Annotated in this window: 30 protein-coding genes; 8 read left to right on the top strand and 22 right to left on the bottom strand. The window is 71.7% G+C overall.

Annotated features, from left to right (window positions below):
• Positions 1-259: 259 nt before the first annotated feature.
• Genes Afe05nite_RS04695 through Afe05nite_RS04685 form a run of 3 tightly spaced genes read left to right on the top strand, consistent with a single transcriptional unit; the run spans position 260 to position 3,710 of the window.
• Entirely contained in the window at positions 260-1,840 is a 1,581-nt protein-coding gene (locus tag Afe05nite_RS04695; protein ID WP_203815710.1) for a DUF3492 domain-containing protein, read from the top strand.
• On the top strand, positions 1,837-3,150 hold the full coding sequence (locus tag Afe05nite_RS04690; protein ID WP_239117553.1) for a hypothetical protein: 1,314 nt from the start codon (positions 1,837-1,839) through the stop codon (positions 3,148-3,150). Before Afe05nite_RS04695 ends, Afe05nite_RS04690 begins: the two co-directional genes overlap by 4 nt.
• Positions 3,147-3,710 (top strand): spherulation-specific family 4 protein, encoded by a 564-nt coding sequence (locus tag Afe05nite_RS04685; protein ID WP_203815709.1) that lies wholly within the window; start codon positions 3,147-3,149, stop codon positions 3,708-3,710. Before Afe05nite_RS04690 ends, Afe05nite_RS04685 begins: the two co-directional genes overlap by 4 nt.
• Here the strand turns inward: Afe05nite_RS04685 and mutM are convergent.
• The 9 genes from mutM to rsmD all read right to left on the bottom strand — a co-directional run bounded on the left by mutM (position 3,670) and on the right by rsmD (position 9,955).
• Complete coding sequence (gene mutM / locus Afe05nite_RS04680) at positions 3,670-4,518, bottom strand: bifunctional DNA-formamidopyrimidine glycosylase/DNA-(apurinic or apyrimidinic site) lyase (RefSeq protein ID WP_203815708.1); 849 nt, start codon at positions 4,516-4,518, stop codon at positions 3,670-3,672. The two genes, Afe05nite_RS04685 and mutM, sit on opposite strands and share 41 nt — an antisense overlap.
• A 10-nt stretch (positions 4,519-4,528) precedes the next feature.
• Entirely contained in the window at positions 4,529-5,713 is a 1,185-nt protein-coding gene (locus Afe05nite_RS04675) for a putative hexosyltransferase (RefSeq protein ID WP_203815707.1), read from the bottom strand.
• A complete protein-coding gene (gene rnc / locus Afe05nite_RS04670; RefSeq protein WP_239117552.1) occupies positions 5,710-6,480 on the bottom strand; it encodes a ribonuclease III in 771 nt (256 codons plus the stop codon). Before rnc ends, Afe05nite_RS04675 begins: the two co-directional genes overlap by 4 nt.
• The gene (locus Afe05nite_RS04665; protein WP_239117551.1) at positions 6,470-7,426 is read right to left on the bottom strand and encodes a phosphate acyltransferase PlsX; all 957 of its coding nucleotides are present in this window, start codon (positions 7,424-7,426) and stop codon (positions 6,470-6,472) included. Before Afe05nite_RS04665 ends, rnc begins: the two co-directional genes overlap by 11 nt.
• 62 nt (positions 7,427-7,488) lie before the next feature.
• Positions 7,489-7,662, bottom strand: coding sequence for a 50S ribosomal protein L32 (rpmF, locus tag Afe05nite_RS04660; RefSeq protein ID WP_203815705.1), 174 nt, complete (start codon positions 7,660-7,662; stop codon positions 7,489-7,491).
• Between the two features lie 5 nt (positions 7,663-7,667).
• The gene (locus Afe05nite_RS04655; RefSeq protein WP_203815717.1) at positions 7,668-8,276 is read right to left on the bottom strand and encodes a YceD family protein; all 609 of its coding nucleotides are present in this window, start codon (positions 8,274-8,276) and stop codon (positions 7,668-7,670) included.
• 76 nt (positions 8,277-8,352) lie between these two features.
• Positions 8,353-8,850 (bottom strand): SPFH domain-containing protein, encoded by a 498-nt coding sequence (locus Afe05nite_RS04650; protein WP_203815716.1) that lies wholly within the window; start codon positions 8,848-8,850, stop codon positions 8,353-8,355.
• A gap of 65 nt (positions 8,851-8,915) precedes the next feature.
• On the bottom strand, positions 8,916-9,395 hold the full coding sequence (gene coaD, locus Afe05nite_RS04645) for a pantetheine-phosphate adenylyltransferase (protein WP_203815704.1): 480 nt from the start codon (positions 9,393-9,395) through the stop codon (positions 8,916-8,918).
• On the bottom strand, positions 9,392-9,955 hold the full coding sequence (gene rsmD, locus Afe05nite_RS04640; protein WP_203815703.1) for a 16S rRNA (guanine(966)-N(2))-methyltransferase RsmD: 564 nt from the start codon (positions 9,953-9,955) through the stop codon (positions 9,392-9,394). Before rsmD ends, coaD begins: the two co-directional genes overlap by 4 nt.
• A gap of 328 nt (positions 9,956-10,283) precedes the next feature.
• Between rsmD and Afe05nite_RS04635 the strand changes: the two genes are divergently transcribed.
• Entirely contained in the window at positions 10,284-11,300 is a 1,017-nt protein-coding gene (locus tag Afe05nite_RS04635; protein WP_203815702.1) for a hypothetical protein, read from the top strand.
• Between the two features lie 54 nt (positions 11,301-11,354).
• On the opposite strand, the gene Afe05nite_RS04630 is transcribed toward Afe05nite_RS04635, so the two are convergent.
• From Afe05nite_RS04630 to Afe05nite_RS04620, 3 genes are read right to left on the bottom strand one after another with little or no spacing between them, the layout of a single operon-like run.
• The gene (locus tag Afe05nite_RS04630; RefSeq protein ID WP_203815701.1) at positions 11,355-11,699 is read right to left on the bottom strand and encodes a DUF952 domain-containing protein; all 345 of its coding nucleotides are present in this window, start codon (positions 11,697-11,699) and stop codon (positions 11,355-11,357) included.
• Complete coding sequence (recG, locus tag Afe05nite_RS04625) at positions 11,696-13,885, bottom strand: ATP-dependent DNA helicase RecG (protein WP_203815700.1); 2,190 nt, start codon at positions 13,883-13,885, stop codon at positions 11,696-11,698. The genes Afe05nite_RS04630 and recG overlap by 4 nt, the downstream gene beginning before the upstream one ends.
• The gene (locus tag Afe05nite_RS04620; protein ID WP_203815699.1) at positions 13,882-15,579 is read right to left on the bottom strand and encodes a DAK2 domain-containing protein; all 1,698 of its coding nucleotides are present in this window, start codon (positions 15,577-15,579) and stop codon (positions 13,882-13,884) included. Before Afe05nite_RS04620 ends, recG begins: the two co-directional genes overlap by 4 nt.
• 196 nt (positions 15,580-15,775) lie before the next feature.
• Between Afe05nite_RS04620 and rpmB the strand changes: the two genes are divergently transcribed.
• Positions 15,776-15,967, top strand: a complete 192-nt coding sequence (rpmB, locus tag Afe05nite_RS04615) for a 50S ribosomal protein L28 (protein ID WP_026207002.1) — start codon at positions 15,776-15,778, stop codon at positions 15,965-15,967.
• A 54-nt stretch (positions 15,968-16,021) separates the two neighbouring features.
• Here rpmB and Afe05nite_RS04610 read toward each other — a convergent pair whose 3' ends face one another.
• Together Afe05nite_RS04610 and Afe05nite_RS04605 are read right to left on the bottom strand one after the other, a co-directional pair.
• Positions 16,022-16,480, bottom strand: a complete 459-nt coding sequence (locus tag Afe05nite_RS04610) for a GNAT family N-acetyltransferase (protein ID WP_438867579.1) — start codon at positions 16,478-16,480, stop codon at positions 16,022-16,024.
• Between the two features lie 13 nt (positions 16,481-16,493).
• Positions 16,494-17,432, bottom strand: coding sequence for a thiamine-phosphate kinase (locus tag Afe05nite_RS04605; protein ID WP_203815698.1), 939 nt, complete (start codon positions 17,430-17,432; stop codon positions 16,494-16,496).
• A 98-nt stretch (positions 17,433-17,530) separates the two neighbouring features.
• Here Afe05nite_RS04605 and Afe05nite_RS04600 point away from each other — a divergent pair, with 98 nt between their 5' ends.
• Positions 17,531-17,764 (top strand): Lrp/AsnC ligand binding domain-containing protein, encoded by a 234-nt coding sequence (locus Afe05nite_RS04600; RefSeq protein WP_203815697.1) that lies wholly within the window; start codon positions 17,531-17,533, stop codon positions 17,762-17,764.
• Between the two features lie 2 nt (positions 17,765-17,766).
• On the top strand, positions 17,767-18,408 hold the full coding sequence (locus Afe05nite_RS04595) for a DUF3515 family protein (RefSeq protein WP_203815696.1): 642 nt from the start codon (positions 17,767-17,769) through the stop codon (positions 18,406-18,408).
• On the opposite strand, the gene Afe05nite_RS04590 is transcribed toward Afe05nite_RS04595, so the two are convergent.
• Entirely contained in the window at positions 18,402-19,496 is a 1,095-nt protein-coding gene (locus Afe05nite_RS04590) for a D-alanine--D-alanine ligase family protein (protein ID WP_203815695.1), read from the bottom strand. The genes Afe05nite_RS04595 and Afe05nite_RS04590 overlap by 7 nt on opposite strands.
• 108 nt (positions 19,497-19,604) lie before the next feature.
• Here Afe05nite_RS04590 and Afe05nite_RS04585 point away from each other — a divergent pair, with 108 nt between their 5' ends.
• Positions 19,605-20,102, top strand: a complete 498-nt coding sequence (locus tag Afe05nite_RS04585) for a protein-tyrosine phosphatase family protein (RefSeq protein WP_203815694.1) — start codon at positions 19,605-19,607, stop codon at positions 20,100-20,102.
• A gap of 32 nt (positions 20,103-20,134) precedes the next feature.
• Here the strand turns inward: Afe05nite_RS04585 and Afe05nite_RS04580 are convergent, their stop codons facing one another.
• The 7 genes from Afe05nite_RS04580 to Afe05nite_RS04550 all read right to left on the bottom strand — a co-directional run bounded on the left by Afe05nite_RS04580 (position 20,135) and on the right by Afe05nite_RS04550 (position 26,713).
• The gene (locus tag Afe05nite_RS04580; RefSeq protein ID WP_203815693.1) at positions 20,135-21,205 is read right to left on the bottom strand and encodes an alpha/beta hydrolase; all 1,071 of its coding nucleotides are present in this window, start codon (positions 21,203-21,205) and stop codon (positions 20,135-20,137) included.
• Positions 21,202-21,981 (bottom strand): hypothetical protein, encoded by a 780-nt coding sequence (locus tag Afe05nite_RS04575; protein ID WP_203815692.1) that lies wholly within the window; start codon positions 21,979-21,981, stop codon positions 21,202-21,204. The genes Afe05nite_RS04580 and Afe05nite_RS04575 overlap by 4 nt, the downstream gene beginning before the upstream one ends.
• Positions 21,978-24,161, bottom strand: a complete 2,184-nt coding sequence (locus Afe05nite_RS04570; RefSeq protein WP_239117550.1) for a phosphatidylglycerol lysyltransferase domain-containing protein — start codon at positions 24,159-24,161, stop codon at positions 21,978-21,980. Before Afe05nite_RS04570 ends, Afe05nite_RS04575 begins: the two co-directional genes overlap by 4 nt.
• 198 nt (positions 24,162-24,359) lie before the next feature.
• A complete protein-coding gene (locus Afe05nite_RS04565; protein WP_203815691.1) occupies positions 24,360-25,043 on the bottom strand; it encodes a hypothetical protein in 684 nt (227 codons plus the stop codon).
• Positions 25,040-25,903, bottom strand: coding sequence for an ATP-binding cassette domain-containing protein (locus Afe05nite_RS04560; protein WP_239117549.1), 864 nt, complete (start codon positions 25,901-25,903; stop codon positions 25,040-25,042). Before Afe05nite_RS04560 ends, Afe05nite_RS04565 begins: the two co-directional genes overlap by 4 nt.
• Positions 25,904-25,917: 14 nt before the next feature.
• Positions 25,918-26,271 (bottom strand): GntR family transcriptional regulator, encoded by a 354-nt coding sequence (locus tag Afe05nite_RS04555; RefSeq protein ID WP_203815689.1) that lies wholly within the window; start codon positions 26,269-26,271, stop codon positions 25,918-25,920.
• An 85-nt stretch (positions 26,272-26,356) separates the two neighbouring features.
• The gene (locus Afe05nite_RS04550) at positions 26,357-26,713 is read right to left on the bottom strand and encodes a hypothetical protein (RefSeq protein ID WP_203815688.1); all 357 of its coding nucleotides are present in this window, start codon (positions 26,711-26,713) and stop codon (positions 26,357-26,359) included.
• Positions 26,714-26,715: the final 2 nt, after the last annotated feature.

Below are 26,715 nucleotides of genomic sequence, written 5' to 3'. Positions count from 1 at the left end.
TCTTGCGCGGGGCGGGACGGGGATCTTGCGCGGGGCGGGACGGGGATCTTGCGCGGGGCGGGACGGGGATCTTGCGCGGGGTGGGTGGCGAGGGGTGGGGGCGACCGGTGCCGGCGGGGCCGCTGCCGTACCTCGCTACGGACTCGATTTGTGCGACATTTGGGGCAAGTCGGGCGGCAAATCGGATAAAAGTCGCGTAATTTAGTCGCCTACCCGACAGGGTCTCGTAACTTTTCCGGGCTGTCTCGTTGCCTCCATCGTGAAATCGACCCCGCCGCAGGAACGCGTCTGCCTGCTCACCGGCGGCGGGTATCCGTTCCGGCGGGACGCGCTGAGCGGGTGGTGCCGGACCCTCGTCGAGGGACTGCGCCGCTACCGGTTCGATCTGCTGACCGTCACCGACCGGGAACCGCCATCGACCCCGGCGTACCCGCTCCCGCTCAACGTCCGCTCGGCCGCTGCCGTGCGGATCGGCCGCGCGGTCGGTCGGGAACGGCGCCGCGGCGACCACAACGAGACCGGCCGGAACGCCGCCCACCTGCTCTGCCGAGGGCTGGCCGAAGGGCGCGGGCTGGCCGAAGGGCGCGGGCTGGCCGAAGGGCGCGGGCTGGCCGAAGGGCGCGGGCTGGCCGAAGGGCGCGGGCGGTTCGCGGGCGGGCTGCGAGGGCTGGCCGAGCTGGCTGCTGAACGGGTCGATCCGCTGGCCAACGTCCCCCTGGCCGACCTGCTGATGGAGGCGTGGCGGGGCGTCCCGTCGACCGCCGACGAGCCGACGCCGCCCCGGCTCGGCGCGCGCGATGCCCGTACGGCGGCGACGCTGCTCAAGCACGCGCTCGGCGCCCTGACGGTGTCGCTGCCGCAGACCGATCTGGTGCACTGCGTCGGTGGCACCACGCCGCTGCTCAGCGCGCTCGCCGGCCGGTGGCGGGCGGGTGTTCCGCTGCTGCTCACCGAGGCCCGCGCGCCCGTCGCCCGGCATCGGCCCGCCGAGGAACGGTTGTCGCCGGCGGTACGGGCGGTGCTGCGCCGGTTCCGGGGCGCGGTGGCTCGCACCGGTTACGCCGAGGCCGGCCTGATCGCTCCGCTCAGTGCCTTCCACCACGGTTACGCGCTGCGGCACGGCGCCGCGGCGGCCCGGCTCGTGCAGGTGCCGGCCGGGGTCGACCCGTCCGAGTACCCGATCGCCGGCGAGCCGGAGAGCGGGCAGCCGACGGTGGTGTGGGCCGGCAGCGGCGGGCCGGACAGCGGGCTCACCGCGCTGCTGGCGGCGTTCGAGCACGTCGCGGCAGCTCTGCCGGGGGCCGTGCTGCACCTGGTCGGGGTCACCCCGGCGCACGAGGATCACTGTGTCGAGCAGGTCGAGCGCTCCGGGTTGGGGCGGGCGGTCCGGTTGCACCCGCTGCCGGCCGATCCGCGGGACCGTTACACCTGGGGACTCGTGGTGGCGCACGTACCGGGACCGGCCGACCCGCCGTACCGGCTGATCGAGGCGATGATGTCGGGCCGGGCCGTGGTCGGGGTCGATGTCGGGCCGGCCGCCGAGACGCTCGGCGACGCGGGCGTGCTGGTTCAGCCGGATGAACCGGCCGAGCTGGCGATCGCGATCGTGGGCCTGCTGCGCGCGCCGACCCGGCGCCGGCAACTCGGCGACGCGGCCCGGCGGCGGGCGCTCACCCACTTCACCAACGACCGGGTGGTTCGGGTCTACGGCGCGCTCTACGCCGATCTGGCCGGGCCGCCGGTCGCGCCCGCGAACGCCGTCGAACTGGCACTCACCATTCCCGCGCCGCGGACGACACCGCCCGCGACGCTGCGCTGGCTGAGCGAGGAGGACCGATGACGATCACACCCCAGCGGGGCGCGGCATCGACGCGTACGCCGAAGAGCCGTGACCGTCGCCGCCCGACCGGCTCCCTCGGCGCGCCACCGAGCCGCCGCACCGTCGTACGGCCGAGGCATGCCGCCGAACCGGGGGCCGCGCCGCCGCCGCAACCGAACTCCGCGCCCGCGGCCGTGCGGACCCACCGCCGACCTGGCGCCCGGCGCGCCTACCTGGGTGCCGCCCTGCTGCGGTGTGCTCTCTACCTCGCCCCGATCAGCGTCGGGGTGGCCGGCGGGGGCGCACTCCGGCACGTCGCCGGGCCGGTCCCGCTGCTGACCCTGCTGCTCGGCTGGACCGCGGCGCAGGCCCTGACCTGCGCCGGAGTGGCGGTGGCAAGGCGAGCCGGACCGGCCGCCGCGTGCCGGCTCGTCGCCGCCGGCTTCGGGGCGGTGAGCGGGCTGTGGTGCGCGCTGATCTGGATGGCGCCCGACTCGATGGTCGGGCCCGAGCGCGGCATCGCCCTCGTCATCGGGCTCGGCGGGCTCGCCACCATGGCCACCATCACCGCGGCGCTGGTCACCCGGGCCGAAGCCGCGGTGGTGCGGTACAGCCTGCCGAGCTGGGTGCTGGCCGGGATGACCCTGGCCAAGCTCGACGAGCTGCGGATCGCGGGGTGGGCGATCCCGTGGCCGGCGGTGAACACCTTGCTGCCCGCGGCGATCGTGCTGGCGCTGGTGCGCTCGTTCCGGCCGGCGATGCTGCCGGGGACGCCGCGCCGCAAGTTCGCGCTGACCCGGGTGGAGTTGCGCCGTTCGGCCGGTTACCTGGTGATCGGCGCCTCCCAGGCGATCTGCGTGCTGGTGATCTGGCGGGGCGGGCCGTCCGGCTCGAACGTGCCGTTCTGGCTGCCGTTGCTGGTGGCGGTGCCGATCCTGGAGGCGCTGATCGCCTGGAACATCGGGCAGGCGGGCGCCCGGCAGTGGCGGGTCACCCTGGTCACGCTCGTCGGGCTGCTGCCACCGTTGACGCTCGGCTGCGGTTTCGCGGTGGCCGGGTTCGACAGGTCGTCGGCCGGCCTGCTGGCCCTCGCCGGCGGCTTCCTGCTCGGCGGCGTCTTCGCCATCACGTTCCTGCTCGCCGCCCGCGGCCGGATCGGCGCCGCCACCGTCGTCGCGGCCGCTCCCCCGATCGCCATGACTGTCCTGAACCTACTGCCCGTACCGGCCGCCGGCCTCCTGCCGAACGCCGTCGGCGCGCTCGCCGTCACCCACGCGGCCGGCCTGCTCGTCGTCGCCCTGACCGCCGCCGACGAACGGAGAACCTCATGAAGACCCTGTTCCCCCCGTACGCCCACCCGTCCCCCGAACTGGCTCTGGACGCCGAGACCTGGATCGTCCGCGACCTGCCCGGTGAACGCCGCAGCCTGCACCAGTCGCTGGGGCGCATCGACCTCGACTGGGGCAGCCGCTCGCTCGCCGACGTGCTGGCCGACGTCGACGTGTGGCGGGCGGACGGCGTCGAAGGGCTGTTCCTCGACCGGGCGCCGGCCGGGTCGGGCGGGGTCGGGCCGGTCGCGTTGACCCTCCGGCTGGCCGCCCGGCGCGGACTGCACCGGGTGGTGCTCAACCCGGGCGTACCGACCCACCCGCTCTACCGCGACCTGGGCGTGCGGATCTGCACGTTCGAGGGGCCGTGGACGGCCTATCAGAACTGGGACGGCGACGGGTCGCGGCCCGGGGACGGGCACATCGTGCACGGCGTACCGGTCGCTCTGCTCACCGCGGCCCGGCGGCTGATGGGGCGGCGCAAGGCGGGATTCGGGCTGGCCACCGACGCCAAGCCGTACGTCAGTGCGTACGCGGGCGGGGCTGGCAGCGAGGACAGCTGAACGACGAGCGGTTCATGAACTGCTCACGGCGGATCGGGCTGCCGCACCGGTGGCACGGTTCGCCCTCGCGGCCGTAGGCGTTGAGCGACCGGTCGAAGTAGCCGCTCTCCCCGTTCACGTTGACGTAGAGCTCGTCGAAGCTGGTCCCACCGGCCACGATGGCCTCGCCGAGCACGTCGCGGACGTGGGCGAGCAAACGGCGTACGGCCGGGCGGGTCAGTTGGTCGGTGGGGCGGGCGCCGTGCAACCGTGCCCGCCACAGCGCCTCGTCGGCGTAGATGTTGCCGATGCCGGAGATCAGCGTCTGGTCGAGCAGGGCCCGTTTGATCTCGGTGTGCTTGGCCCGGGTGCGGGTCACGAACGCCTCGTCGTCGAAGAGCGGGTCGATCGGGTCACGGGCGATGTGCGCGATCTCGTCGGGCAGCTCGGCGCCGCCCTCGCTGACCGCGAGACCGCCGAACGTGCGCTGGTCGACGAAGCGCAGCTGGGGTCCGCCGTCGGTGAAGGTGAAGCGGATCCGCAGGTGCTTCTCGTCCTCGGCGTCGGCCGGCTGCATCAGCAGTTGGCCGCTCATCCCGAGATGGCCGATGATCGCGTCGCCCGAGTCGAGCGGCAGCCACAGGTACTTGCCGCGGCGGGACACGTCGAGAACGGTGCGGCCCGCGAGCATCGCGCTGAAGTGCGCGTCGCCGGGCAGGTGCCGCCGGATCGCCCGGGGGTGGCGCACCTCCACGGTCGCCATCGTCCGGCCGGCCACCCACTTGGCCAGGCCCTGCCGCACGGTCTCGACCTCGGGCAGCTCGGGCACCTTTTCTCCTTCAGAGCGTGTAGGGCCAGACCGTGATCAGGTAGGCGCCGTACCAGAGTCCGAACGCCGCCCACGCCACGATGGACAGCACCGCCACCCGGGGGCGGGCGCGGGCTGCGGCGACGGCCGCCGGCAGCAGCGTCAACAGTACGGGCAGCAGCAGTCGCGGCTTCGAGTGGTAAAAGCCGCCCTGCCCGTAGACCATGATCATGGCGACCACCCCGTAGACCGCCAGCGGCAACCACGGCTTGCCGGCCAGCGCCACCCCGGCCGCGGCCAGCGCCGCCAGCAGGATGATCGCCACGCTCACCTGGACCCAGCCGTCCGCTGTGGTGAGCGTGTCCGACAGGAACCGCCAGGTGCTGCTGCCGAAGTCGAACGAGCTGCCCCAGCCGGCCGACTGGATGCGGAACCAGGCATCCCAGTCGCCGACCCGCAGACCCACCCAGGCCAGGAACAGCGGCACGCCGGCCAGCGCGACCGCCGCGGCCAGGAGCGGCTGCCAGCCGGTCGAGCGGTCCCGGCGGGCGGCCAGCAGCGCGGCGACGGCGAGACCCAGCGCGGCGGCGGCTCCGGTCGGGCGGGTCAGCGCGGCGGCCAGCCCGAGCAGCCCGGCCGCCCACCACACCTGGCGGTGCGCGGCGACGAACATGCCGGCGACCAGGGCGAGGAAGAGCGCTTCGGAGTACGCCATGGACAGCACCACCGAGACCGGGGCGCTGCACACGATCGCCACGAGCGCCCAGCCGGCCCGCTTGCCGTACAGCGTCGTGCCGAGCAGGTGCAACGCGACCGCGGCGCCGATCGACGCGGCCCAGGCGACCCCCAGCGCCGCGTTCTGCGGGTTGCTGCCGAGGGCCGCGAAGCCCCGGATGAGCAGCGGGTACACCGGGAAGAAGGCCAGCCCGTTGCCCTCCACCACGTGGTTCGCGTCATAGGCGTACGAGTGTGGATAGCCGTCCACCGCGACCCGCAGGAACCAGCCCGCGTCCCAGACGAGCAGCCGCCCCCGCAGCCCGGCCTCGGTCGGGTGCGCGTTCGCCAGCCACGCGATGAACAGCAGCTGGGCGACCCGGGTCAGGGCGAGGATGCCGACCGCGGTGAGCACCCCGCGCCAGGCCCCGGCGGCCGTCCACAGGCTGTCCCGCTCGGTGTCGTCCGCGGCGGTGGGCTGATCGTCCACGACGACGTTCACTTCTCGTCGTCGTCCGGTTTCTCGGGCTCGCCCGCCTCGATCTCCGGCCCGGCGTCGCTTCCGCTCTCGTTCAGGGTGCGCCAGGCCGCCGCGGCGGCGCGCTGCTCCGCCTGCTTCTTGCTGCGCCCCTCGGAGCCGCCGTACCGCTCGCCGGCCACCACCACCCAGGCGGTGAACGTCTTGGCGTGGTCGGGACCGGAGTCCTCGATGACATAGTCCGGCACGCCCAGCCCGAGCGCCGCGGTCAGTTCCTGCAGGCTCGTCTTCCAGTCGAGCGCCGCGCCCCGGCCGGCCGACTCGGCCATCAGCGGGTCGAACAGCCGGTGGATCACCTCGCCCGCCTCCGCCAGACCCTCCTGCAGGTAGATCGCACCGAGCAGCGCCTCCAGGGTGTCGGCCAGGATGCTCGCCTTGTCCCGGCCGCCGGTCGTCTCCTCACCCTTGCCGAGCAGCAGGTGCGGGCCGAGACCGTGCGGGCCGAGACCGCGGGCCACGTCGGCGAGCGCGTGCATGTTGACCACGCTGGCCCGCAGCTTGGCGAGCTGACCCTCGGGCAGGTCGGGGTGGTTGTGGTAGAGCGCCGACGTGATCACCACGCCGAGCACCGAGTCGCCCAGGAACTCCAACCGCTCGTTGGTCGGCAGGCCACCGTTCTCGTAGGCGTACGAACGGTGGGTGAGGGCCCGCTCCAGCAACGCGGGTTCGAACGCGACGCCGAGGGCGTCCTCCAGCGGTTGAGTCGGGGGCCTGCGGCGCTTATCCATCATGGGACACCTCGTTGTGCTGGCTGTGCTTGTCTTTGACGACGTGATCGGCCATCGTCGCCACCGCGGCGCGACGGTGGAGGCCGGCGGCCAGCGCGATACCACCGGCCAGGTCGGTGCCGGAACCGGCTCCGTGGCAGACGACCACGGTGCCGCCGACGCCGAGAAGAAGAGCGGCGCGGGGCACGCCGGGTGCCTCCCCGCCGGGCGAACCAAGCTTGGCGTACGCCGCTTCCAAGCCCTTGAGCAGTACGTTCCCGGTGAAGCCGTCGGCGACCACCACGTCCACCGCATCGCCGGTGACGACGTCGCCGCCCTCGACCAGGCCCACGTAACGGGCGCCGGCCGGCAGTTCCGCCTCGGCGAGCAGCGGCGGCAGGGAGCGGCGGAGGCGGTCGCCCTTGCCCGGCTCGGTGCCGATGGTGAGCAGGCCGACCCGGGGACGCTCGACGCCGTGCACGACGCGCGCGTAGGCGGCGCCCAGGCGGGCGTGCATGACCAGGGACTCTTCGTCGGGGTCGACCGCGGAGCCGACGTCCAGCAGCACGAGGCGGCCGGTGGCGGTGGGCAGGACGGCGGTCAGGGCCGGGCGGCGTACGCCGGGCCAGCGACCCAGGACGCGAGCGGCGGACAGGACGATGTCGGCCGTGTTCCCGGCGGAGAAGGCAGCGTCGGCGTGGCCGTGTGCCACGGCGCTCATCACCGCCCGTACACCCGCTTGATGTTGATCTTGAGAGAGCGTGCGCAGCCGGTCACGCTGAGCCGGATCGATGGCAGCGACCATCGCGTCGGCGACATCGACCGGGCCGACGAGCAACAGGTGAAGGGCCGGGTCGGCCTGGAAGGCACGAAGAGCGCCGTCAACCACGACGGCGGGAGCTTGGTCCCCGCCGAGGAGGTCGACGGCGATCCGCGCGGTCACCGGCTCCTGATCAGGAGCCGGTGACACGGTGGTTCGCCATTTACCAGGTGCAACCCGCCCGATGATCGGGCGTGTCACTCCACGAGGTCTCAGACCTCGATGACCTGGCGGCCGTTGTAGGTGCCGCAGACCGAGCAGGCGGTGTGCGGCAGCTTCGGCGACTTGCACTGGGGGCAGGCCACGGTCACAACCGCGGTCGCCTTCCAGTTCGCCCGGCGGGACCGGGTGTTGCTGCGCGACATCTTGCGCTTCGGGACGGCCACGGTTCCTACTCCTCTATGCCTTTACGCGGGTGTTGCGGCGAAGCCGCCGGAGGCAACTCAGCGCTTTCCAAGTTGCCCAAAGCGGCCCAGCGGGGGTCGACTTCCTCATGACTGTGATCGGCCGGAAGGTCGTCGAAATGCACCCCGCACTCGGGGCACAAGCCTGGGCAGTCCGGCCGGCAGAGCGGGTTGGCCGGCAGCATGAGCACTACCGCGTCCCGAACCGTCGGCTCCAGGTCGATCAGATCGCCCTGCATCCGGCCCACCTCGTCCTCGTCGGTCGTCTCCTCGGTGGTGCTGTCCGCATAAGCGAACAGCTCCGCGATCGAGACGCCGAAGGACTGGTCGATCTCGTTGAGGCAGCGGCCGCACTCGCCGGTGAGCGAGCCACGGACCCTGCCACTGATGTAGACCCCCTCGGAGACCGACGTGAGCACGAGGTCGAGCTCGACGTCCGACCCCTCGGGGACCGAGATCATGTCCAGGCCGAGGTTCGGCGGCGCCGGAATCACCCGTTCGAGGGCACGCGTCGCGCCAGGCTGCCGGGGGAGTTTCGTCGTGTCGACGACCAGCGGCTGCCTGGGGTTGAGGTGACTCTGCGGAGACTTGGGCATCATGAACTCTCAGCCATAGGTAGGCCGACGGAAAAGGTTACCTGAGCAGGCGGGCCAGCGTCGAATCGGGCCCTTGTCAGAACGGGAGAGGACGCTCAGCATCCTCACCCTGGAATGTACCGATCTCGCGCAGCGCGTGCATTTTGTCCCGGCCGCGCTCGATCGACGCCAGCGCCCGGGTCAGGAACTGCTCGAAGTTGGCGAGCGCGGTGTCGACGTAGTCGTCGACCTCGTCACGCAGGCGCTGAGCCTCGGTGCGGGCCTCGGCGATGATCCGCGCGCCCTCGTGCTCGGCGGACACCGTGATCTCGTTGACCGACACGAGCCGAGCGTGTTCCGTCTCACCCTCGCTGATGATCCGGTCGGCCTCGCGGCGGCCGGCCTCGATGATCCGGTCGCGCTCGTCGAGCACGGCGGCGGCCTTCCGGATCTCCGACGGCAGCCCCGAGCGGAGCGCGTCGAGGAGGTCGATCATCTCGGCCCGGTCGTACATGAAGTTCGTCCGCGACATCGGGACGGATCGCGCATCCTGGACGCGTTCGATGATCTCGTCGATGCTGTCGAGCGGATCCACGGCTTCTACTCCCGTCATCTTGCACCCACGGAGCGTGGTGCGATCACGTTACTGCGTCGTCGCGGTCAGTCCTGCTTCAGACGCGCGACCAAACGCTCGCCGACGAAGTCGGGCACGTACGCCGAGGCATCGCCACCCCACTTGACCACGTCCTTGACAAGACTGGACGACAGGAAGGAGTAAAGCGGATTCGTCGGCATGAACAGCGTCTCCACGCCGGACAAGCCGATGTTCATCTGCGCCATCTGCAACTCGTAGTCGAAGTCGCTGACCGCCCGCAGACCCTTGACCACGACGGCCGCACCCTGGGCCTTGCAGAAGTCCACGAGCAGGCCATGGAACGAGGCCACCCGCACGTTGTCGTACGGCGCGGTCGCCTCACGCAGGATGTCGAGACGTTCCTCGATGGTGAACAGGCCGGTCTTCGACTGGTTGATCAGCACACCGATGATCACCTCGTCGAACAGCCGGCTGGCCCGCCCGACGATGTCGAGGTGACCGTTCGTGACCGGGTCGAAGGAGCCGGGACACACCGCTCGTCTCATGATCGGCGACCGTACCAAAGAGTAGTCTCGCCGTAACGCCTGCTGCGGTCGGCAGTGATGCCTTCCACCCAGTTCATCGGGCCACTCCGGCGCGCCCGTTCGATCGCGAGCACCGCGTCCTTGGCGAGCCAGTCGTTGGCCAGCAGGTCCTGTTGCAGCTCGATGATCTCGTCGTTACGCACCTCGTAGGGCGGATCGGCGAAGATCACGTCGTACGGACCGCCGTCCGGGGGCGCCGCGAGAACCTGGGCCACCTTTCCGGTCACGAGCCGGGCCGCCGAGCCGACACGTAGCGTCACGATGTTGTCGCGGATCGTACGGGCCGCGCGGGCGTCCGATTCGATCAGAAGTGCCTGGGAAGATCCACGTGACAGCGCCTCGAGACCGACCGCCCCCGAACCGGCATAAAGATCGACGAATCGCGCCCCCTCCAGGTCGATCATGGAGTCCAGGGCGCTGAACAGGGCCTCACGAACGCGGTCCGATGTGGGCCGGGTGCCAGAACCGGGCGGAGCGGACAGCCGGCGGCCACCATGGGCACCGGCAATGATCCTGGTCATGCGGCCTCACCGGGGTCGTTGGGTAAGCACCACTCGACGCTACTGCACCACTCACGACGGGCGCGGACGTCCCATCAACCGGTCACCCTGAGCATTGCTGACATACCTATCGGTCGATGAAACATCACGGATAGGCATCAACAGGCTTAACGACCTCTGAGCCATTTCCCAGGTTCCGCTTAGTGGCTATCGTCATGCGTCGTTGCACGTGGTTACGACCCCGTGTCGACGACGACGTGGGGAGGCGTCGTCGGTGGCCCCGCCGCCCGTCCTGGCGTCGGCCCCTCGCTTCCTCGCCGGACCCCTGATCCCCAGCACAGGAGTAGGCGTGAACCTGCTTAAGTCCAAGCTCCGACGTTCCGCGACAGTTGTCGGCGGCGCGTTCGTCGGTCTGGCGAGCGTCGCGGCCTTCGCCGCGCCCGCCCTGGCCTGCGAAACCGACATCACCCCGACCAGCAAGTGCGCCAACGCCGACGGTTCGTGGGTCGTCGAGTGGCAGGTCAAGAACAGCGAGTGGGACATCGCCGGCACGGTCAGCGACGTCTGGGCCATGCCCGCCAACTCCACGCTCACCGGCATCGCCAAGGGCGCCTACCTGCCCAAGGAGAAGGAAGGCGTGCTGACCGGCAAGCAGACCGTGCCGGCCGGCACCCAGTGGGCCTCCATCTCCGTCCAGAGTGACTGGAAGTGGAACGGCGGCGGCTACGTCAGCAAGACCAACAGCCGTCCGGTCCACAAGCCGATCGAGAAGTGCAAGCCGACGACCCCGACGACCCCGCCGACTCGGCCGACGACCTCGCCGACGCCCACGCCGACGGCGACGACCAGCAAGCCCACCACGGCTCCGACCACGAAGCCGACCACCACCGCGCCCACCACGTCGCCGACGACCACGCCGTCGACCACCGGGACCCCGTCGGGCGGCACCAACACGCCGAGCCCGGCCAAGGAGCCCCAGTTCGTCTACGACAACACCTGTGACAAGTTCACGGTGGGCCTCGAGGTGCCGAAGGGCTGGAAGGAGTCGGTCACGGTCACCTTCAAGCCGTCCAAGGGCGACTCCAAGACGATCACCGTCAAGCCCGGTGCCACCGGCACGGTCGACTTCCCGGCCGCCGAGGGCCTGAAGGTCACGGCCACCCCGAAGGGTTACGAGGACGAGGCCGCGACCGTGTCCTACAAGACCCCGGCGGACTGCGACTCCAACGGCAGCGGTGGCGGTGGCGGCCTGGCGCTCACCGGTGCCAACGCGGGCGGCATCGCCGCCGGCGCCGCCGGACTGCTCGCCCTCGGTGGCGGCCTGTTCTTCATGGCCCGCCGTCGCAAGCTGAAGTTCACCGCCTGACGTAGTGCCTGAAAAGGCGCGCCGGCCCTCGGGTCGGCGCGCCTTTCGCGTTGGCTACAGGCCCGGCGGCCGGGCGAACGAGCCGTCGGCACCCGGGAGGTATTCGGTCACCGCCACCACCGCCTCGAGCGGCAGCGCGGCGTAGAGATGCGGGAAGAGCTTTCCGTCCGGGTGCGGCGGGTCGCCCTCCTCCCACGTGACCGGCACCGGCAGGCGGGCCTCGTCGATCTGCAGCAGCAGGAGGTCGGTGCGGCCGCGGAACAACGCCGTCGCCGGGACCGCCACCTGCTCAGCGGTCGAACAGTGGATGAAGCCCTGGGTGGCGAGCGTGTCGCCCTCGTAGACGCCCTTGGCGCGGGCGTCCTCCCAGGACGCCCGCGGGCAGATGTGCAGGATCAACCCTTCTCCAGGTATTCAGCGCGTTCCTCGTCGACCAGCGCCGCCACCGAGGCCGCCAGCGCCGGATATTTCGTCAGGTCGGGGTCGTCGCCGACGAGCTCGGTGGCCTCGGCCCGGGCCGCGGTGATCAGCTTGCTGTCCTGCAGCAGCGACAGCAGGCGCAGGTGGGAGTGCCGGCCCGACTGGGACGCGCCCAGCACGTCGCCCTCGCGCCGCTGCTCCAGGTCGATCTCGGAGAGCCGGAAACCATCGGTGGTGGAGGCGACCGCGTCGAGCCGCTCCCGGGCGGCCGTGCCCTCCACCGACTCGGTGACGAGCAGGCAGATGCCGGCCGCCGAACCCCGGCCCACCCGGCCCCGCAGCTGGTGCAACTGGGAGACGCCGAACCGGTCGGCGTCCATGATGATCATGACGGTGCTGTTCGGCACGTCCACCCCGACCTCGATCACCGTCGTGGCGACCAGCACGTCGAGATCACCCTTGGTGAACGAACGCATCACCGCGTCCTTCTCGTCGGCCGGCAGTTTGCCGTGCAGCACGCCGATGCGCAGCCCGCGCAGTGGACCCTCGGCCAGCAGCGGCGCGACCTCGGTCACCGCCAGCGGCGGGCGGCGGGCCGGCTCGTTGTCCCCCGGCGGCTCCTCCTCGTCCCCCTCGGCGACTCCGATGCGCGGACAGACGACGTACGCCTGGTGGCCGGCCTTGACCTCCTCGCGCAACCGCTGCCAGGCCCGGTCGAGGAAGGCCGGCCGTTCCGGCGGCACCACGTGCGACGCGATCGGCGACCGGCCCCGCGGCAGCTGCGACAGGGTGGACGTCTCCAGATCGCCGTAGACGGTCATCGCCACCGTGCGCGGGATCGGCGTCGCCGTCATCACCAGCACATGCGGCGGGACCGCGGCCTTGGCGCGCAACGCGTCCCGCTGCTCCACCCCGAAGCGGTGCTGCTCGTCGACCACCACCAGACCGAGATCCTTGAAGTCGACCCCCTCGTACAGCAGGGCGTGCGTGCCCACGACGATGCCGGCCGTACCGTCCGCGGCCTTGGCCGTCGCCGCCCGCCGGGCCGCCGCGCCGAGCGAACCGGTGATCAGGGTGAGCTGGGTGCCGGCCGGATCGCCGTCGAGCTCCCCGGCCCGGCCGAGCGCGCCCAGTTGCTCGCTGATGCCCCGGAAATGCTGCGTGGCCAGCACCTCGGTGGGCGCGAGCAGGGCTGCCTGACCGCCCGAGTCGACCACCTGGAGCATGGCGCGCACCGACACCAGCGTCTTGCCCGAGCCCACCTCGCCCTGCAACAGCCGGTGCATCGGGTGCGGCTTCGCCAGATCGGCCGCGATCTCCGCACCCACCGACTGCTGACCCTCGGTCAACTCGTACGGCAGGCCGGCGTCGAATTTCGCCAGGATGCCGTCCTCGAGCCGGGGCCGGGCCCGGCCCGGCGTGCCGGCCGACCGCGCCCGGCGCTGGGCCAGGGTGAGCTGCACCGCGAAGGCTTCGTCCCACTTCAGCCGGTATCTCGCCGAGTAGAGGGCCTCCTTCGAGGACGGCCGGTGGACCTCCCGCAGGGCGGTGCCGATGCCGACCAGGTTGCGGTTGGCCCGCACCGCCCCCGGAAGCGGATCGTCGGGCGGCTCGAACGTGTCGAGCAGCGTGCGCACGCACTTGGCGATCACCCAGGTCGGCACGGCCTGCGCGGCCGGGTAGACCGGGATGAGCGCGCCGGCGAACTCCTCGATCTCCTCGACCGCCTCGTCCTGCGTGGCGTCGGCCTTCAACAGTTGATAGGCCGGGCCGTTCAGCTGCCGCTTCCCGCGAAAGTCGGTGATCTTGCCGGCGAACAGCCCCCACCGGCCCCGGAGCAGATCGCGCTCGCGCCACGCCTGGTTGAAGAACGTGCAGGTAAGCGTCGCCCCCGAGCCGTCCCCGATGGTGATCTCCAGCATGTTGCCTTTACGGGCGCGCATCGGTTTCACGCTCACCGACTGCACCTGGGCCAGCAGCGTGACCTGCTCGCCGATCTGCAGATCACGCATGTCGGTGTGCTCGCCACGCTCGTCGTAACGACGCGGGAAGTGGTAGATCAAGTCGCCCGCGGTGTGCAGCTCGAGGTGGTCGGCAAGCGCTTTCGCGGTCTTGTCCCCCAGCACCTTGACCAGCGGTGTGGTGGTCGTCGTCGGCTCGCTCATTCCACTCCTACCAAGAGGTGGTAACGGGGCTGGCCGCCCGCATAGCACTGCAGCTCGACGAACGGCCACGTCTGCCCGATGTGACCACGCAACGTGGCCTCCAGCCCGGCCGGGGCGTCGGCGCCGAGCACCAGCGTGGTCAGCTCGCCACCGCCGCCGAGCATGCGGTCGAGCAGGCGGCGGCTCACGTCCTCCAGATCGGCGCCGATCACGTGCACCTCACCGTCGACCAGGCCGAGCAGGTCACCGGCCCGGCACGGCCCGGCCACGGTGAGCGAGTCGCGCTGGGCGGTGCACACCTCGCCGTAGCGGCAGGCGCCGGCCGCCTCGGCCATCGCGATGACATCGTCGCTGAACGGCCGGGTGGTGGCGCGCACGGCCAGGGCGGCGAGCGCCTGCACCGGCGAGCGGGTCGGCACCACGCTCACCCGGACGCCCGACCGTTCGGCCTCACGCCCGGCGGCGGTGGCGACGGCATGCGTGTTGGCGTCGTTGGGCAGCAGCACCACGCAGCCGGCCCGGGTGCGGGCGATCGCCTCGATCACCTCGCGGATCGACGGGTTGCGGCCCACCACGGTGGCGCCCTCGGCCTCGAACAGGGCGGTCAGGCCGTCGCCGGCGGCGACCACGACCGCACCCCGGCGCCGGGGCGCCGGTCGCTCCGGCGAGACGTGCGCGCGCCCGGGAATCAGCGGCGTCACCGAGATCCGATGCGGCCGGCCGGCGACGACCCCGGCCTCGACGGCCGCCCCGATCCCCGCGGCCGCGACGTGCACGTGGACATTCCACACCCCGTCCCCCGACCCGACCACGACGAGCGAGTCACCGAGGCCGTCCAGCAGCCGCCTCAGCTCGCCGACGGCGGCATCGGACGCGTCGAGGAGGTATTGCACCTCGTAACCGAAGTCACCGTCCTCGCCGGGCACCGCAGTGGGATCGGGCACCGGATGCGTGCCGAGCGCGCCGTCGGCCGCCGCGCCGCCGGTCGGCGGGTGGCTCGGACCGAGGGCGGCTTTCGCCGGGGTGTCGGGCCGCGCGGGCGGGCCGGTTTCGGGTGCCGTGGCGCTTGCCGGGGTCAGAGCCGCGACCAACGCGTCGAGCAGCAGACACAGGCCCCGGCCGCCGGCGTCGACGACGCCCGCGCGGGCCAGCACCGGGAGCTGTTGCGGAGTGCGGGCCAGGGCTTCGGAGGCGGCCAGCGCGGCGGCTCGGGCCACCGCCAGCAGGTCGTCGGACTTGATGCGGCCCGCGCCGTCGGCGGCCGCGGCCACCACGGAGAGCACGGTGCCCTCGACCGGACGGGCCACCGCCGCGTAAGCCGCCTCGGAGGCCGAGCGGAGCGCGCGGGCCAACTCGGCGCCGCGCACGGCGGCCGAGCTGGTGAGGCTGTCGGCCATGCCGCGCAGGATCTGCGAGACGATCACCCCGGAGTTGCCGCGGGCGCCGAGCAGGGCGCCCCGGGCCATCCGGCGCAGGGCGCCGACCGGTTCGCGCTCGGTGGCGGGCTCGCCGGCCGCCGAGCCTTCGAGCTCCTGCTGGGCCGAGGTGAGGGTGAGCACGAGGTTGGTGCCGGTGTCACCGTCGGGCACCGGGTAGACGTTCAGCTCGTCGATCTCGTGCTGGTGGGCGCGCAGCGCTTCCAGCCCACCACCGCACCAGCGGTGGACCGTGGCGGCGTCGAGGGTCTCCAGCACGCGAAAATCGTACTAACGACTTCTGACATTCTCTTGGGACGGCACCCTGACCGGGGCCGATTGGATGTGTTGGCTCCGCATCGGGTAGCCTTACCGGGTTGCCTGGCCGAAGGCCGCTGCCGCATCTTCAGGTGCGGCTTCGCCCTTCGGGTTCGGCCTCGAAGACTTTCCGCTTCAAAGACCTCAGGAGTACCCCGTGGCTAGCGTGTGCGACGTCTGTGGCAAGGGACCGGGCTTCGGCCACAACGTGTCCCACTCGCACCGGCGGACCAACCGCCGCTGGAACCCGAACATCCAGTCGGTGCGCACCCCGGCCGGTGGCGGCACGACCAAGAAGCTCAAGGTCTGCACCTCGTGCATCAAGGCCGGCAAGGTCGTTCGCGCCTGATCGAGCCTTCGTAAGATACCGCCGGGCCTGCTGGCCCGGCGGTTCTTTGCGTGCTCAGAGGTCTTTGGCGAACGACAGGACGCCGGTCTCGCCCGCGTAATAGCCGAAATCGGCGATCCGGGCGTAACCGGCCGACTGGTACAGCGCGATGGCCTCGGGCTGCTTGTCGCCGGTCTCCAGGATCAGCCGGGCGCAGCCGGCTTCGCGAGCCGACTCCTCGATCGTGGCGAGCATGCGCCGGCCCAGGCCACGGCCGCGGGCCGCCTTCGCGGTGAACATCCGCTTCAGCTCGGCGTCCTCGCCGTGCCGGCGCCAGCCGGCGCAACCGACAAGCCGCTCGCCGTCGTCGGCGACGAAGAACGCCCCGTCCGGCGGGGTGAAGTCGGCAGCGCCGATGGGCGTGTCGTCGCCGCTGCCGCCATACCGTTCGGAGAGCTCGTCGAGGACGTCGGCGAGCAGGGCCCGGACCGCCGGCTCACCGAAGTCCACCATCTTGATCTTGATCTCGGACACGCCCACAGACTAATCAGCGGAAGTGATCCCAGCCCACCGGCCCGGACCAGGGTTTGCGGTCGACCGTGATACCGGTGCCGTCGTAGACCCGGCCGATCTCGGCCCAGCCCGCCGGCAGCGGCTCACCGGCCGGGAAAGTCGCCGCGAGCGCGTGATCCTCGCCACCGGCGAGCAACCACTGGAGCGGGTCGAGACCGAGGGCGGACGCCGCGTCGCGCATCTGCGACGGCACCTCGAACGCCGCCGAATGCACGTCGATGGCGACCAGGCTGGCATCGGCGATGTGACCCAGATCCTGCAGCAGGCCATCCGAGACGTCGATCATCGCGGTCGCGCCGTGCGCGGCCGCGACCGGTCCGGCCCCGTACGGCACCTGGGGCCGCCGGTACGCCTCGACCAGTGCCTTCGGGGTTCGGAAACCACGGGACAGGATCGTGTAGCCGGCCGCGGCATGTCCCGTACGCCCGGCAATCGCCAGAATTTCGCCCGGCTGTGCCCCACCGCGCCGCACCGGAGGCCGACCGCCCAGGTCCCCCAGCGCCGTGACCGCGATGGTCAGAGTCGGGCTGGACGACATGTCCCCGCCCACCACGCTCGCCCCCACCAGCGCGGCCTCGGCGGACAGCCCGGCCGCGAGTTCCTCGGCCCAGTCCGCGTCGAGGTCGGGAGGCGCGCAGAAGGCCACCAGCAACGCGGTCGGCTCGGCCCCCATCGCGGCGATGTCGGCCAGATTGGCAGCCGCGGCACGGTGCCCGATATCGGCGGCGCTGCACCAGTCCCGACGGAAATGCCGGCCCTCGACCAGCACGTCGGTGGAGGCGACCACCCGGCCGTCGGGCGCCGCGACGACCGCGCCGTCATCACCCGGGCCGAGGAGAACTTTGGGCCCATTTTCGAGCCGTGCAACGACCCGGGAGATCAACCCGAACTCGCCGATGTCGGCAATGCTCACTTCAGCAGCCTTTCCGTGCCGGTGGCGCCGCGCAGCCAGATGGATTCTTACGGTAGTTTCACGTTCGAGTTACGGCTGGCGGCGGATGGGAGCGGATCGTGGTCCAGGCATACATCCTGATCCAAACAGAGGTCGGAAAGGCTCATGACGTGGCCGCCTCGATCGGCAAAATCCCCGGTGTCATCCGGGTGGATGCCGTGACCGGCCCCTACGACGTGGTGGTGCTGGCCGAGGCGCACACCGTCGACGACCTGGGCGGGCTGATTGTGAGCCAGGTCCAGAACGTCGCGGGCATCATGCGGACCCTCACCTGCTCCGTGGTAAACCTCTGAGCATGGTCGACGTCGAGACACCGCCGGAGCGGAAGACCCCGGACCGTACGACGCGGAGCGCCGCCCTCTGGGCCACCGCGATCGCCGTACCGGTGGCATTGCTCGCGGGTGTCCTCGCCTTCGGGAAAATCGCCCCACACGACGACACCGGCGCCCAGCCGAGCCCGTCGGCGACCGTGCCGGCATCGGTGCCGTCGACGCCGGTGCGGATGGCCGCGCCCAAATTGGACGCCCGCACCACCCAGGTCTGCCTGGCGGTCACCTCGCAACTGCCGGCGACCCTGCGCGGCATGCCCGCGCGCAAGGTCAGCGCCGGACCCGAGCAGAACGCCGCCTACGGCGAGCCGCCGATCACGGTGGCCTGCGGCATCACCCAGCCGACCATGTGCGAGCGGGTCGACGGCGGCCACCCCGGCTGTGTGCCGCTGGACGCCACCATGTTCGCGATGAACGGCATGTGCTGGTGGGGCGCCGACGGGCCGGCCGCAGACGTGTTCACCACGATGGACCGTGAGGTCGCGGTGCAGGTCACGGTGCCGGGCAGCTACCAGCAGACGGCGCAGTGGGCGAACGAGTTCTCCGACGCCGTCGTCAAGACCGTCAAGTCGACCACCACGGGCGTGCCCTCGGGGTGCCGTCAGTGAAGGCCGGTTCCGCGGTGTAGAGCGGTGCGGATCAGCCGGTCGACGACCTTCGGGTATTCCAGGCCGGTGGCCGCCCACATCAGCGGGAACATCGAGGTCGGCGTCATCCCGGGCATCGTGTTGATCTCGTTGAGGTAGATCTGGTGGTCGGCGGTCACGAAGAAGTCGACCCGGGCCAGGCCGGCGCAGTCGAGCGCGGTGAAGGTGCGCCGCGCGTACTCCTGGATCTGGGCCGTGACCGGCGCGGGCAGATCGGCCGGCAGGCTGTAACGGCTGCCCTCGATGTACTTCGTCTCGAAGTCGTACCAGTCGTTGCCGTCGACGTGGATCTCGGCGAGCAGGGACGCCTCGGGCGAACCGCCGGCCTCACCCTCGAGCACCCCGCACTCGATCTCGCGACCCACGATCGCGGCCTCCACCAGCACCTTCGGGTCGATCTGCCGGGCCGTCGCGACAGCCGCGTCGAGGGCGGCCCAGTCGGTGACCTTGGTGATGCCGTACGACGAACCGGCCCGCGCCGGCTTGACGAAGACCGGCAGGCCGAGCCGTTCCTTGTCGGCCTCGGACAACTCGGCGCCGGCTCGCAGCACCGCCCACGGCCCGACCGGGATGCCCGCACCGGTCGCCAACTTCCGGGTGAACTCCTTGTCCATGGCCGCCGCCGAGGCGAAGACGTTGGCGCCGACGTACGGGATGCCGGCCATCTCGAGCATGCCCTGGATGGTGCCGTCCTCGCCGTACGCGCCGTGCAGCACCGGGAACACCACGTCCACCCCGGCCAGCGACGAGACGCCGGCACCCGGGTCGCGCACGATCAACTCGGTGGCGGTCGGGTCGGCGGCGAGCACCACCGAGTTGCCGCTGGCCGTGGTGATCTCGGGCAGCCGCCGGTCGGTGATCGCCAGACTGTCCGGATTGTCCCCCGAAAGCACCCAGGCGCCGTCGCGCGTGATGCCCACCGGAACAACCTCGTACTGGTCCGGGTCGAGGACGCGGAGAATGCTCCCGGCACTCACGCACGAGATCCCGTGCTCGGTGCTGCGTCCACCGAACACGATCGCGACGCGGGTCTTCCGAGGAGTCGTCACTTTTCTTCGCGCCTCTCGCTAGCGGGCATGCCGGGGGTGACCCTACTCTGCGTAAGCCACTCACGGGATCACCCGGCCGCCGCCACGGGACGAGGGAACTGCGGGTTCATGAGAGCACCACTCCATGTAATCGTCGGCCTGGGATCAGGCCAACTCGCGACCATCGCGCACCCGCGTGGCGACGGCTGGGAGACGGCGGAGCTGACCGCTCTCGCCGACACCGGCGTCGACGTGCTGGTGTCCGCCTTGACCGCCACCGAGCAACTCCGGATGGGCCTGGACGGGGTCAGCGCCACCGCCGCCGCCCTGGGCCTGGAGTTCATTCCGTTCCCGGCGACCGACGGCGGTGCCCTGCGCGAGGAAGCGGCCCGGGTCATCGTGCTGGCCAGTCGCCTGGCCGCGCACGTGCACGCGGGACGGTTCGTGGCGACGCAGTGCTTCGGCGGCGTCGGCCGGTCCACGCTGCTGGCCTGCACGACGCTGGTGCTGCTCGGCATCGCGCCGGGCGAGGCCCTGCGCCGCGTCACCGGCGGCTCGGACATGCCGGTCACCCGCGACTGGCTGTACGAGTTCTCGGTGCACCAGGCCACGCATCTCCAGCACTGATCGCCGCCGCCGCGCTCGGCGGCGCGCCGGAGTCAGGCCGGCCCGCGCCGTCCGGCGCTGATCGGGGTGGGCCGGGCCAGGTGCGCCGAGAGCCAGTCGAAGGCCGGACCCTCCATCTGCCGCCAGACCGCGTGGCTGTGCCCGCCGCGCGGAACGACTCCGGTCACCGCGGTGAGCGGTGGCTTGGCCAGCGCGACGATCTGCCGGGAGCCGGCGCTCGCGTCCTTGTCGTCGGAGGCCCAGCCGACCCACATCGACACCGCCGGCAGCGGGACGTGCGTCATCCGCCAGGCGATGTTGTTCGTGGTCTTCTCGCTCTGATCGCCGACCTTGATGCCCGGGTCGGCGTAACCCGACAGGCTCGCCGCCGCGACGTATTTGTCCGGGTGCTTGAGGAGCAGGTTCATCGCGCAGAAGGCACCCGCCGAATAGCCGGTGAGCCCCCAGGCCGACCGGTCGGTGCGCACCCGCAGATGGGTGCGCGCCCATTCCGGGACATCCTTCGTCACGTACGTCTCGGCCCGCGGCCCGCCGGCCATGTCCGTGCACTCGGTGTCGAGCAGCCGGTTCGGGGTCTGGAACGGCAGCAGCACAACGGTCGGCGCCATCCGCCCGGCCGCCATCTCCTGGTCGAGCCGACCGACGATGTCGAGCCGTTTGAGCCACGACTGCGGCGTGCCCGGATAGCCGTGCAGCGCCTCGATCACCGGGAAGTTCAGCTCGCGGCCGGCCGGCGTGAAATAGGCCGCCGGCAGGTAGACAGCCAGCGGCATGTTCATCCCGCTGGCCGCACCGGCCACCTGGTAGGTCACGAGTCGTCCCGCCCCCGGCGCGGGCGGAGCCTCGGAGGGAGCATCCGAGGCGTCCGGAACATCCGCCGGCACGGCGGGTTCCTTGCCGGTGAGCGCGCTCCAACTCGGATAGGTCTCGGTGAGGCGGTTGACCTCGAGCGCCGACGTGGCGGCGACCGCGAGCACGATCAGGGTGATCAGCCCGGCCCGGCCCACCACCCGGATGCGGTCCCAGAGCAGGGCGAGCACGGCGGTGAACAGGAGCACGGCGACCAGCCCCAGCACGACTGTCGACGTTCCGTCGATGCTCATGACGGCAGCCTCTCCGGTGCGGCAAGCGGCGCCGGCAGCTCCCGGGCAGCCGCGGCGAGGGCGGTCGCGTCGTGCCCGGCGATCACCGGCGGATGACCGGGCCACGCCTTCGCGACACGCATCCACGCCGGGTCGACGAGGATCGCCAGCCGGTCGGTGACGCGGGCATCCTGCCCCAGAGCGGCAGGCAGGTCGGCGAGGGCGGTCCCGGTCGTCGCGCCGGTCGGCCGCAGAACGACCACGACCACACCGGCCACCGGCCGCGGATCCCCCACCTCTCCCGCTCCGCCACCACTCGCCCCGCCGCCCCGGCCGGAAGCGCCCGCACCGGGGGAAGCGCCGCCGCTCTGGTGGGCGGCGCCCGCGCTGGTCAGCATGACGATGATCGGGAACCGGCGGTCGGCGTGCTCGGCGTAGTCGGGCGGCGCGAGCAGTTGCGGTGGTGCGGCCAGGTGCCAGGCTGCTGCCTGCGGCGGGGACCAGGTGACCGCGGCGTGGTTGTCGAGTTTGCCGTCGAGGCGGCCGACCGAGGCGGCCGACGTGGTGACGACGCTGTGCAGGCCGCCCAGGGCCGCCCACGACGGGTAGAAGCTGTCCTGTCGGTTGACGATCAGACCGACGCCGGCCACCACCAGCACCTCGATCGCCACCAGGCCGGCCACCCGCACCGGCACGCGGCGCCGCCCGGGGAGCCGCCACCAGCGCACGGTGGCGGCCACCGCGACGATCGCCAGGACCCACGTGAGCAGGATCAGTGGCAGCCCGGTGAGGCTCACGCGCAGGGCTCGACAGGGGTGGGCGGCGCGGCCGGGGCAGCCGGCCGGGCCGTGGCCGACCGCCCGACGCTTCCGGCCGACTTGGTGGCCCCGGACCGCCCACCCGAGGCACCGGGCCGCGTGGAAGCCGGCCGCGCGGTGCGGGCGGCCGGCTCCGCGGACACGGGTGGGCCCGAAGTCGGCCGGGCGACGAGAGCGGCCGGCTCCGTGGGCGCGGGCCGCACGACCCGCGTGGCGGAGCGCGCCGAAGGAAGCCGCACCGCCTCAGCGGCGGGCTCCGCCGGGGCGCTCGGCTTCGCGAGGTCAGCGGTGGGCCGCGCGGTCTCGGGCTTCGCGGGGGCGGACTTCGCGGATTCGGCGTCGAGCTTCGCGGGGGCGGCGGGCTTCGCGGGGGCGGCGGGCTTCGCGGGGACGGCAGCGGGCTGCGCGGCGGCGGCGGGCTGCGCGGACGCGGGTGGGGCGAGCGGGGCGGGGTGGGCGCCCAGGGGGAGGAAGGACTCGGCGCTCAGCGCGCCGATGGCGATGCGGGGCAGGTCGCGGGCGGAGGGGAAGCAGAGGAAGCGGGGCTGCCACTCGGGCTGGTATTTGGCGTTGGCCCGGTAGAGCGACTCGATCTGCCACATCCGCGAGACCGAGCGCAGGATGCCGCACCACAGGCGGGTGACCGGGCCCGCGCCCAGTTCCTCGGCGCGGGCGAACACCGAGCGCAGCACCGCGAAGTTGAGGGAGATGCGCTCGATGCCGGCCGCCGGGGCGGCCTCGATCGCCGAGACCACCATCAGCTCGGTGAGGCCGTTGGGGGCGGTGCGGTCGCCACGCATGAGGTCGAGGGACAGGCCGCGGCGACCCCACGGCACGAACTGGAGAACGCCGCGCAGGGTGTTCTCCTCGTCGCGGCAGAGCACGAGCATGCAGTCACCGTCGGCGGGGTCGCCGATGCGGGACAACGCCATCGAGAAGCCTCGCTCGACGTTGCCGTCGCGCAGCTTGTCGGCACAGGCCACGGCCTCGGCGAGGGCTTCCGGCGTGAGGTCACGCTGCCGGACGACGGTGCAGGAGTAGCCGGCGCGGAGGATGCGGCCGACCGCCTGCCGTACGCCGCGCATCGACCGGCCGGTCAGGGCGAACCCGGCGACGTCGACGATCGCCTCGTCACCGAGCTCGATGACGTCGAGGCCGGCCTTCTGGTAGGCCCGGCCACCGGCGGTGCCACAGGCCAGCACGGCCGGCGTCCACCCGTGCCGGGCGCAGTCGGCCAGCCATCTGCCGATGGCGCGGGGCCATTCCGAGGGCAGGCCGAGCGGATCGCCGGAGGCGAGGCTGACCCCGTTGACCACGCGGTAGGCCACGGCCGCCCGGCCCGACGGCGCCCAGACGAGTTGCTTGTCGCTGCGCAGCGCGAAGTATCCGAGCGAGTCGGCGTCGCCGTGCTTGTCGAGCATCGCGCGCAGCCGGGCGTGCTCCTCGGCCTCGTCGGTGGTCTGCGTGCCACTGCTCGGGCGCAGCAGCAGCAGGCCACCGAGGCCGAACCCGAGCAGTCCGAACGCGCCGGTGGTGATGGTCACGGTAAGCGCGCCGAGGGGGTGCTGGAAATGAACCGGGCCGGTGACGCCGATCAGGCCGAGGGCGGCGTGGCCGGCCCAGCTCAGCACGCCGGGGCTGCCTTCGAGCCGGTTGACCCGCACGGCGATCTCGGCGAAACCCAGCACGAAGCCGGCGCCCAGGAACATCGAGCACGCCCGCGCCGCTCGCCACCGGTTGCGCGGGTCGCCCTCGGCGGTGAACTCGGCACGTTTGAGAACCAGCAGCGCGACGATCACGCCGGCGAAGATGATCGGTGGCAGACCGCCCTTGACCAGGTGGAGTCCGATGCTGACCAGGGAGAGGACGAGGGCGAGCAGCCAGGCCCGGCGCTTGCCGCGGCGTAGGCCGGCGCCCAGGTAGATGAGCAGGACGCCGATCACTCCAGTGGCCACCCGGGCGGTCACCATGCCGGCGGTCGGCACCATGTCGGCCAGCAGCGTGAACTGGTGGTGGCGGGGCGACAGCACGCAGAACACGGCGTCGGCCAGGCCCACGAACTGCACCAACCGCGCCACCGTGCGGCGGGAGGACGGCGGCCGCACCCAACGGGTCAGCCCCTCGCTCTCGTCGTCACGGCTCCCACCGGACTCGTTCACCGCAACCACCGGCTCTGAAAGCCGCCCCGTTGACATCTCCGCGTGTTTCCTTTCGCTTCCCTGTGAAAGCAGCATGGCTTGCCTGTGCAAGACACGGCCAGAGTGATCCTGCGCGGAAGCTACCCGACGGACCATCCGTCCTTCGTCAGGGATGCCGGAGCCAACCTCGGCCGTTCGGCCGAGTGCGGGCGAATGAGATCAGCCGGCCGTGCGCTTTATCGGGACGTCGCTGATCGCCCGGCGCAGCGCCAAGCCCACCAGTGCGGTGGCCGCCAGCGACAAGGCCAGCGCCACCGGATAGGGCAGCCGAGCTGCGACATGGCCGAACTCGTCGACACCGAGCAGGCCGTCGGCCACCGCCGCCGGGATCGCCCCGCCGACCATCACGACCAAGCCGATCAGGGGGCGCCAGCGGTAGAACCCGGCCGCGATCATGGCCCCCGACATCAGGTAGGCCAGCGACTCGGGGAACAACTGACCGAACTGGCCGAGCATGCCATCGAGTGGCAGCGTCGGATAACCGTCACCGCGCCAGTCACCGGCGCCCAGCACCATGCTCTCCACACCGTGGCCGATCGTCACGACAGCGGCGAAGCCGGCCGTCACGATCAGGCCGAACACCGCGGCGCCGGCCAGGAACTCGTGCCGGGTGCCGCCATTGGCCACGAACTGGCGCAACTGCATGACCACCAACATGATGCCGACGACCAGCAGCCAATATTTCGCGGCATAGCCGGCCAGCACGATCCACATGCTGAAGCCGATGTGGCCGGTGCCGACGACGACCAGGGTCGTCACGACGAGGTCGGAGGTGAGAAGGATCGCCGTGAACACGATGATGATCGGCCGGTAGACCCGGAACAGAAGGTGGTGCGCGCTCATCGGAGGGCCTCCAGCCGCTGCGACGGTGACGTGAGGTGGACGAACAGGTCCTGGATGCCGACCGGGCCGAAAGTGAGCCCGGCCGCCTCGCCCCGCGCCACGTCGTCCGGTGCGGGCCGCCAGTCGAGAGTCACCGCACGCACCCCGCCGAGGCTCTGCTCGGCCAGCACGTGGTGCCCGGCGGCGAAGTCAGCGACCACGGTGTCCGGGCCGGTCACCTTGATGCCACGGCCGCGCAGCTCGTCGGCCTCCGCGTGGAGCAGAACCCGGCCCCGGTCGAGGATGACGACCCGCTCCAAGAGATCGGCGACCTCCTCGATGAGGTGGGTGGACAGGATGATGGTGCGCGGGTGGGCCAGGTAGTCGGCGAGGAGCTCGCGATAGAAGTCGGCGCGCGCCACCGCGTCCATCCCGAGGTAGGTCTCGTCGAGGATGGTCAGCGGCGCCCGCGAGGCGAGGCCGAGCACGACGCCGAGGGCGGACCGCCGGCCCCGGGACAGCGCCGACACGCGCTTGCTCGGGTCGAGCTCGAACAGGTCGGCCAGGCGGGCGGCGTAATCAGCGTCCCAACCCGGACGCATCCATCCGGCGACGCGGAGCACCGCGCGCACCCGCTCGGAGTCGCTGACGTCGAGGGTGTCGCGGATGAAGCACGTGTGCCGCATCACGGCCGGGTTTTCGAACGCGTCGACGCCGTCGAACCGGACCGTGCCGGCGGTCGGGCGGCGGTATGAGGCGAGGGCACTGAGCAGGCTCGTCTTGCCGGAGCCGTTGCGCCCGAGCAGGCCGTAGATCTTGCCGGTCGGCAGGTCGAGGCGCACGTCGTCGACGGCGACCGTCGAGCCGAAGCGCACTGTCACATCGCGCAGCTCGATCATCGGGCGCCGCCGAGGTGCCGGACGATCTCGTCGACGCCGATGCCGACCCGTTTCGCCTCGGCCAGCATCGGGTCGACGACCTCGGTGAAGAACCGCTCCCGGCGGGCCGCCCGCAGCTTGTCGCGGGCGTCGGGGCTGACGAACATGCCGATCCCGCGCTTCTTGTAGAGCACGCCCTCGTCGACGAGCTGGGCGAAGCCCTTGGCCGCCGTGGCCGGGTTGATCCGATAGAACGCCGCGTATTGGTTGGTGGACATGACCTGTTCGTCCTCCTTGAGGGCACCGCTCAGGACGTCGTTCTTGATGCCGTCGGCGATCTGCAGATAGATCGGGCTGCGGTCGTCGAACACCGAACCCTCCCTAGTTCTGCGGTTCACTACTCATGTAACGAACCATAGAACCTGGGCGGCCGGGAAGGCAACCCCGCGGGACGGATCAGGCGGCGAAGGTCTGCGGGAGGACGCCCTCGTCCCAGAGCCGGTCGAGGTGCGCGAGGAAGCCCACCAGGCTGCGCTCCAGCGCGCGGCGGTCGGCGGCGTCGAGCAGAGCCAGCGGATCGGAGAAGACGAGCCCGGCCGGGTGTTTGGCCCGGGTCCCGACGAACTTGCGGCAGCCGGAACACCAGACATAACTGACGAGGGTCGGCCGCCGGGCGTTGGCCGGACTGTTCACGTACGCCCGGAGCCGGCGCTCGCCGCATGCGGGACAGACCCGCTCACCCGGTGCGGCGAAGAAGCTCTCGCCCGTCGTCAGTGCCGCGACCTCGTCACCGGAGAAGCTGTCCCACGTCACCG

This window comes from Paractinoplanes ferrugineus, from assembly GCF_016862195.1.
In the GTDB taxonomy this organism is placed as follows: Bacteria; Actinomycetota; Actinomycetes; order Mycobacteriales; family Micromonosporaceae; genus Actinoplanes; species Actinoplanes ferrugineus.
The sequence above is the reverse complement of the archived record's forward strand: the minus strand, read 5'-3'. Positions and strand labels throughout refer to the sequence as shown.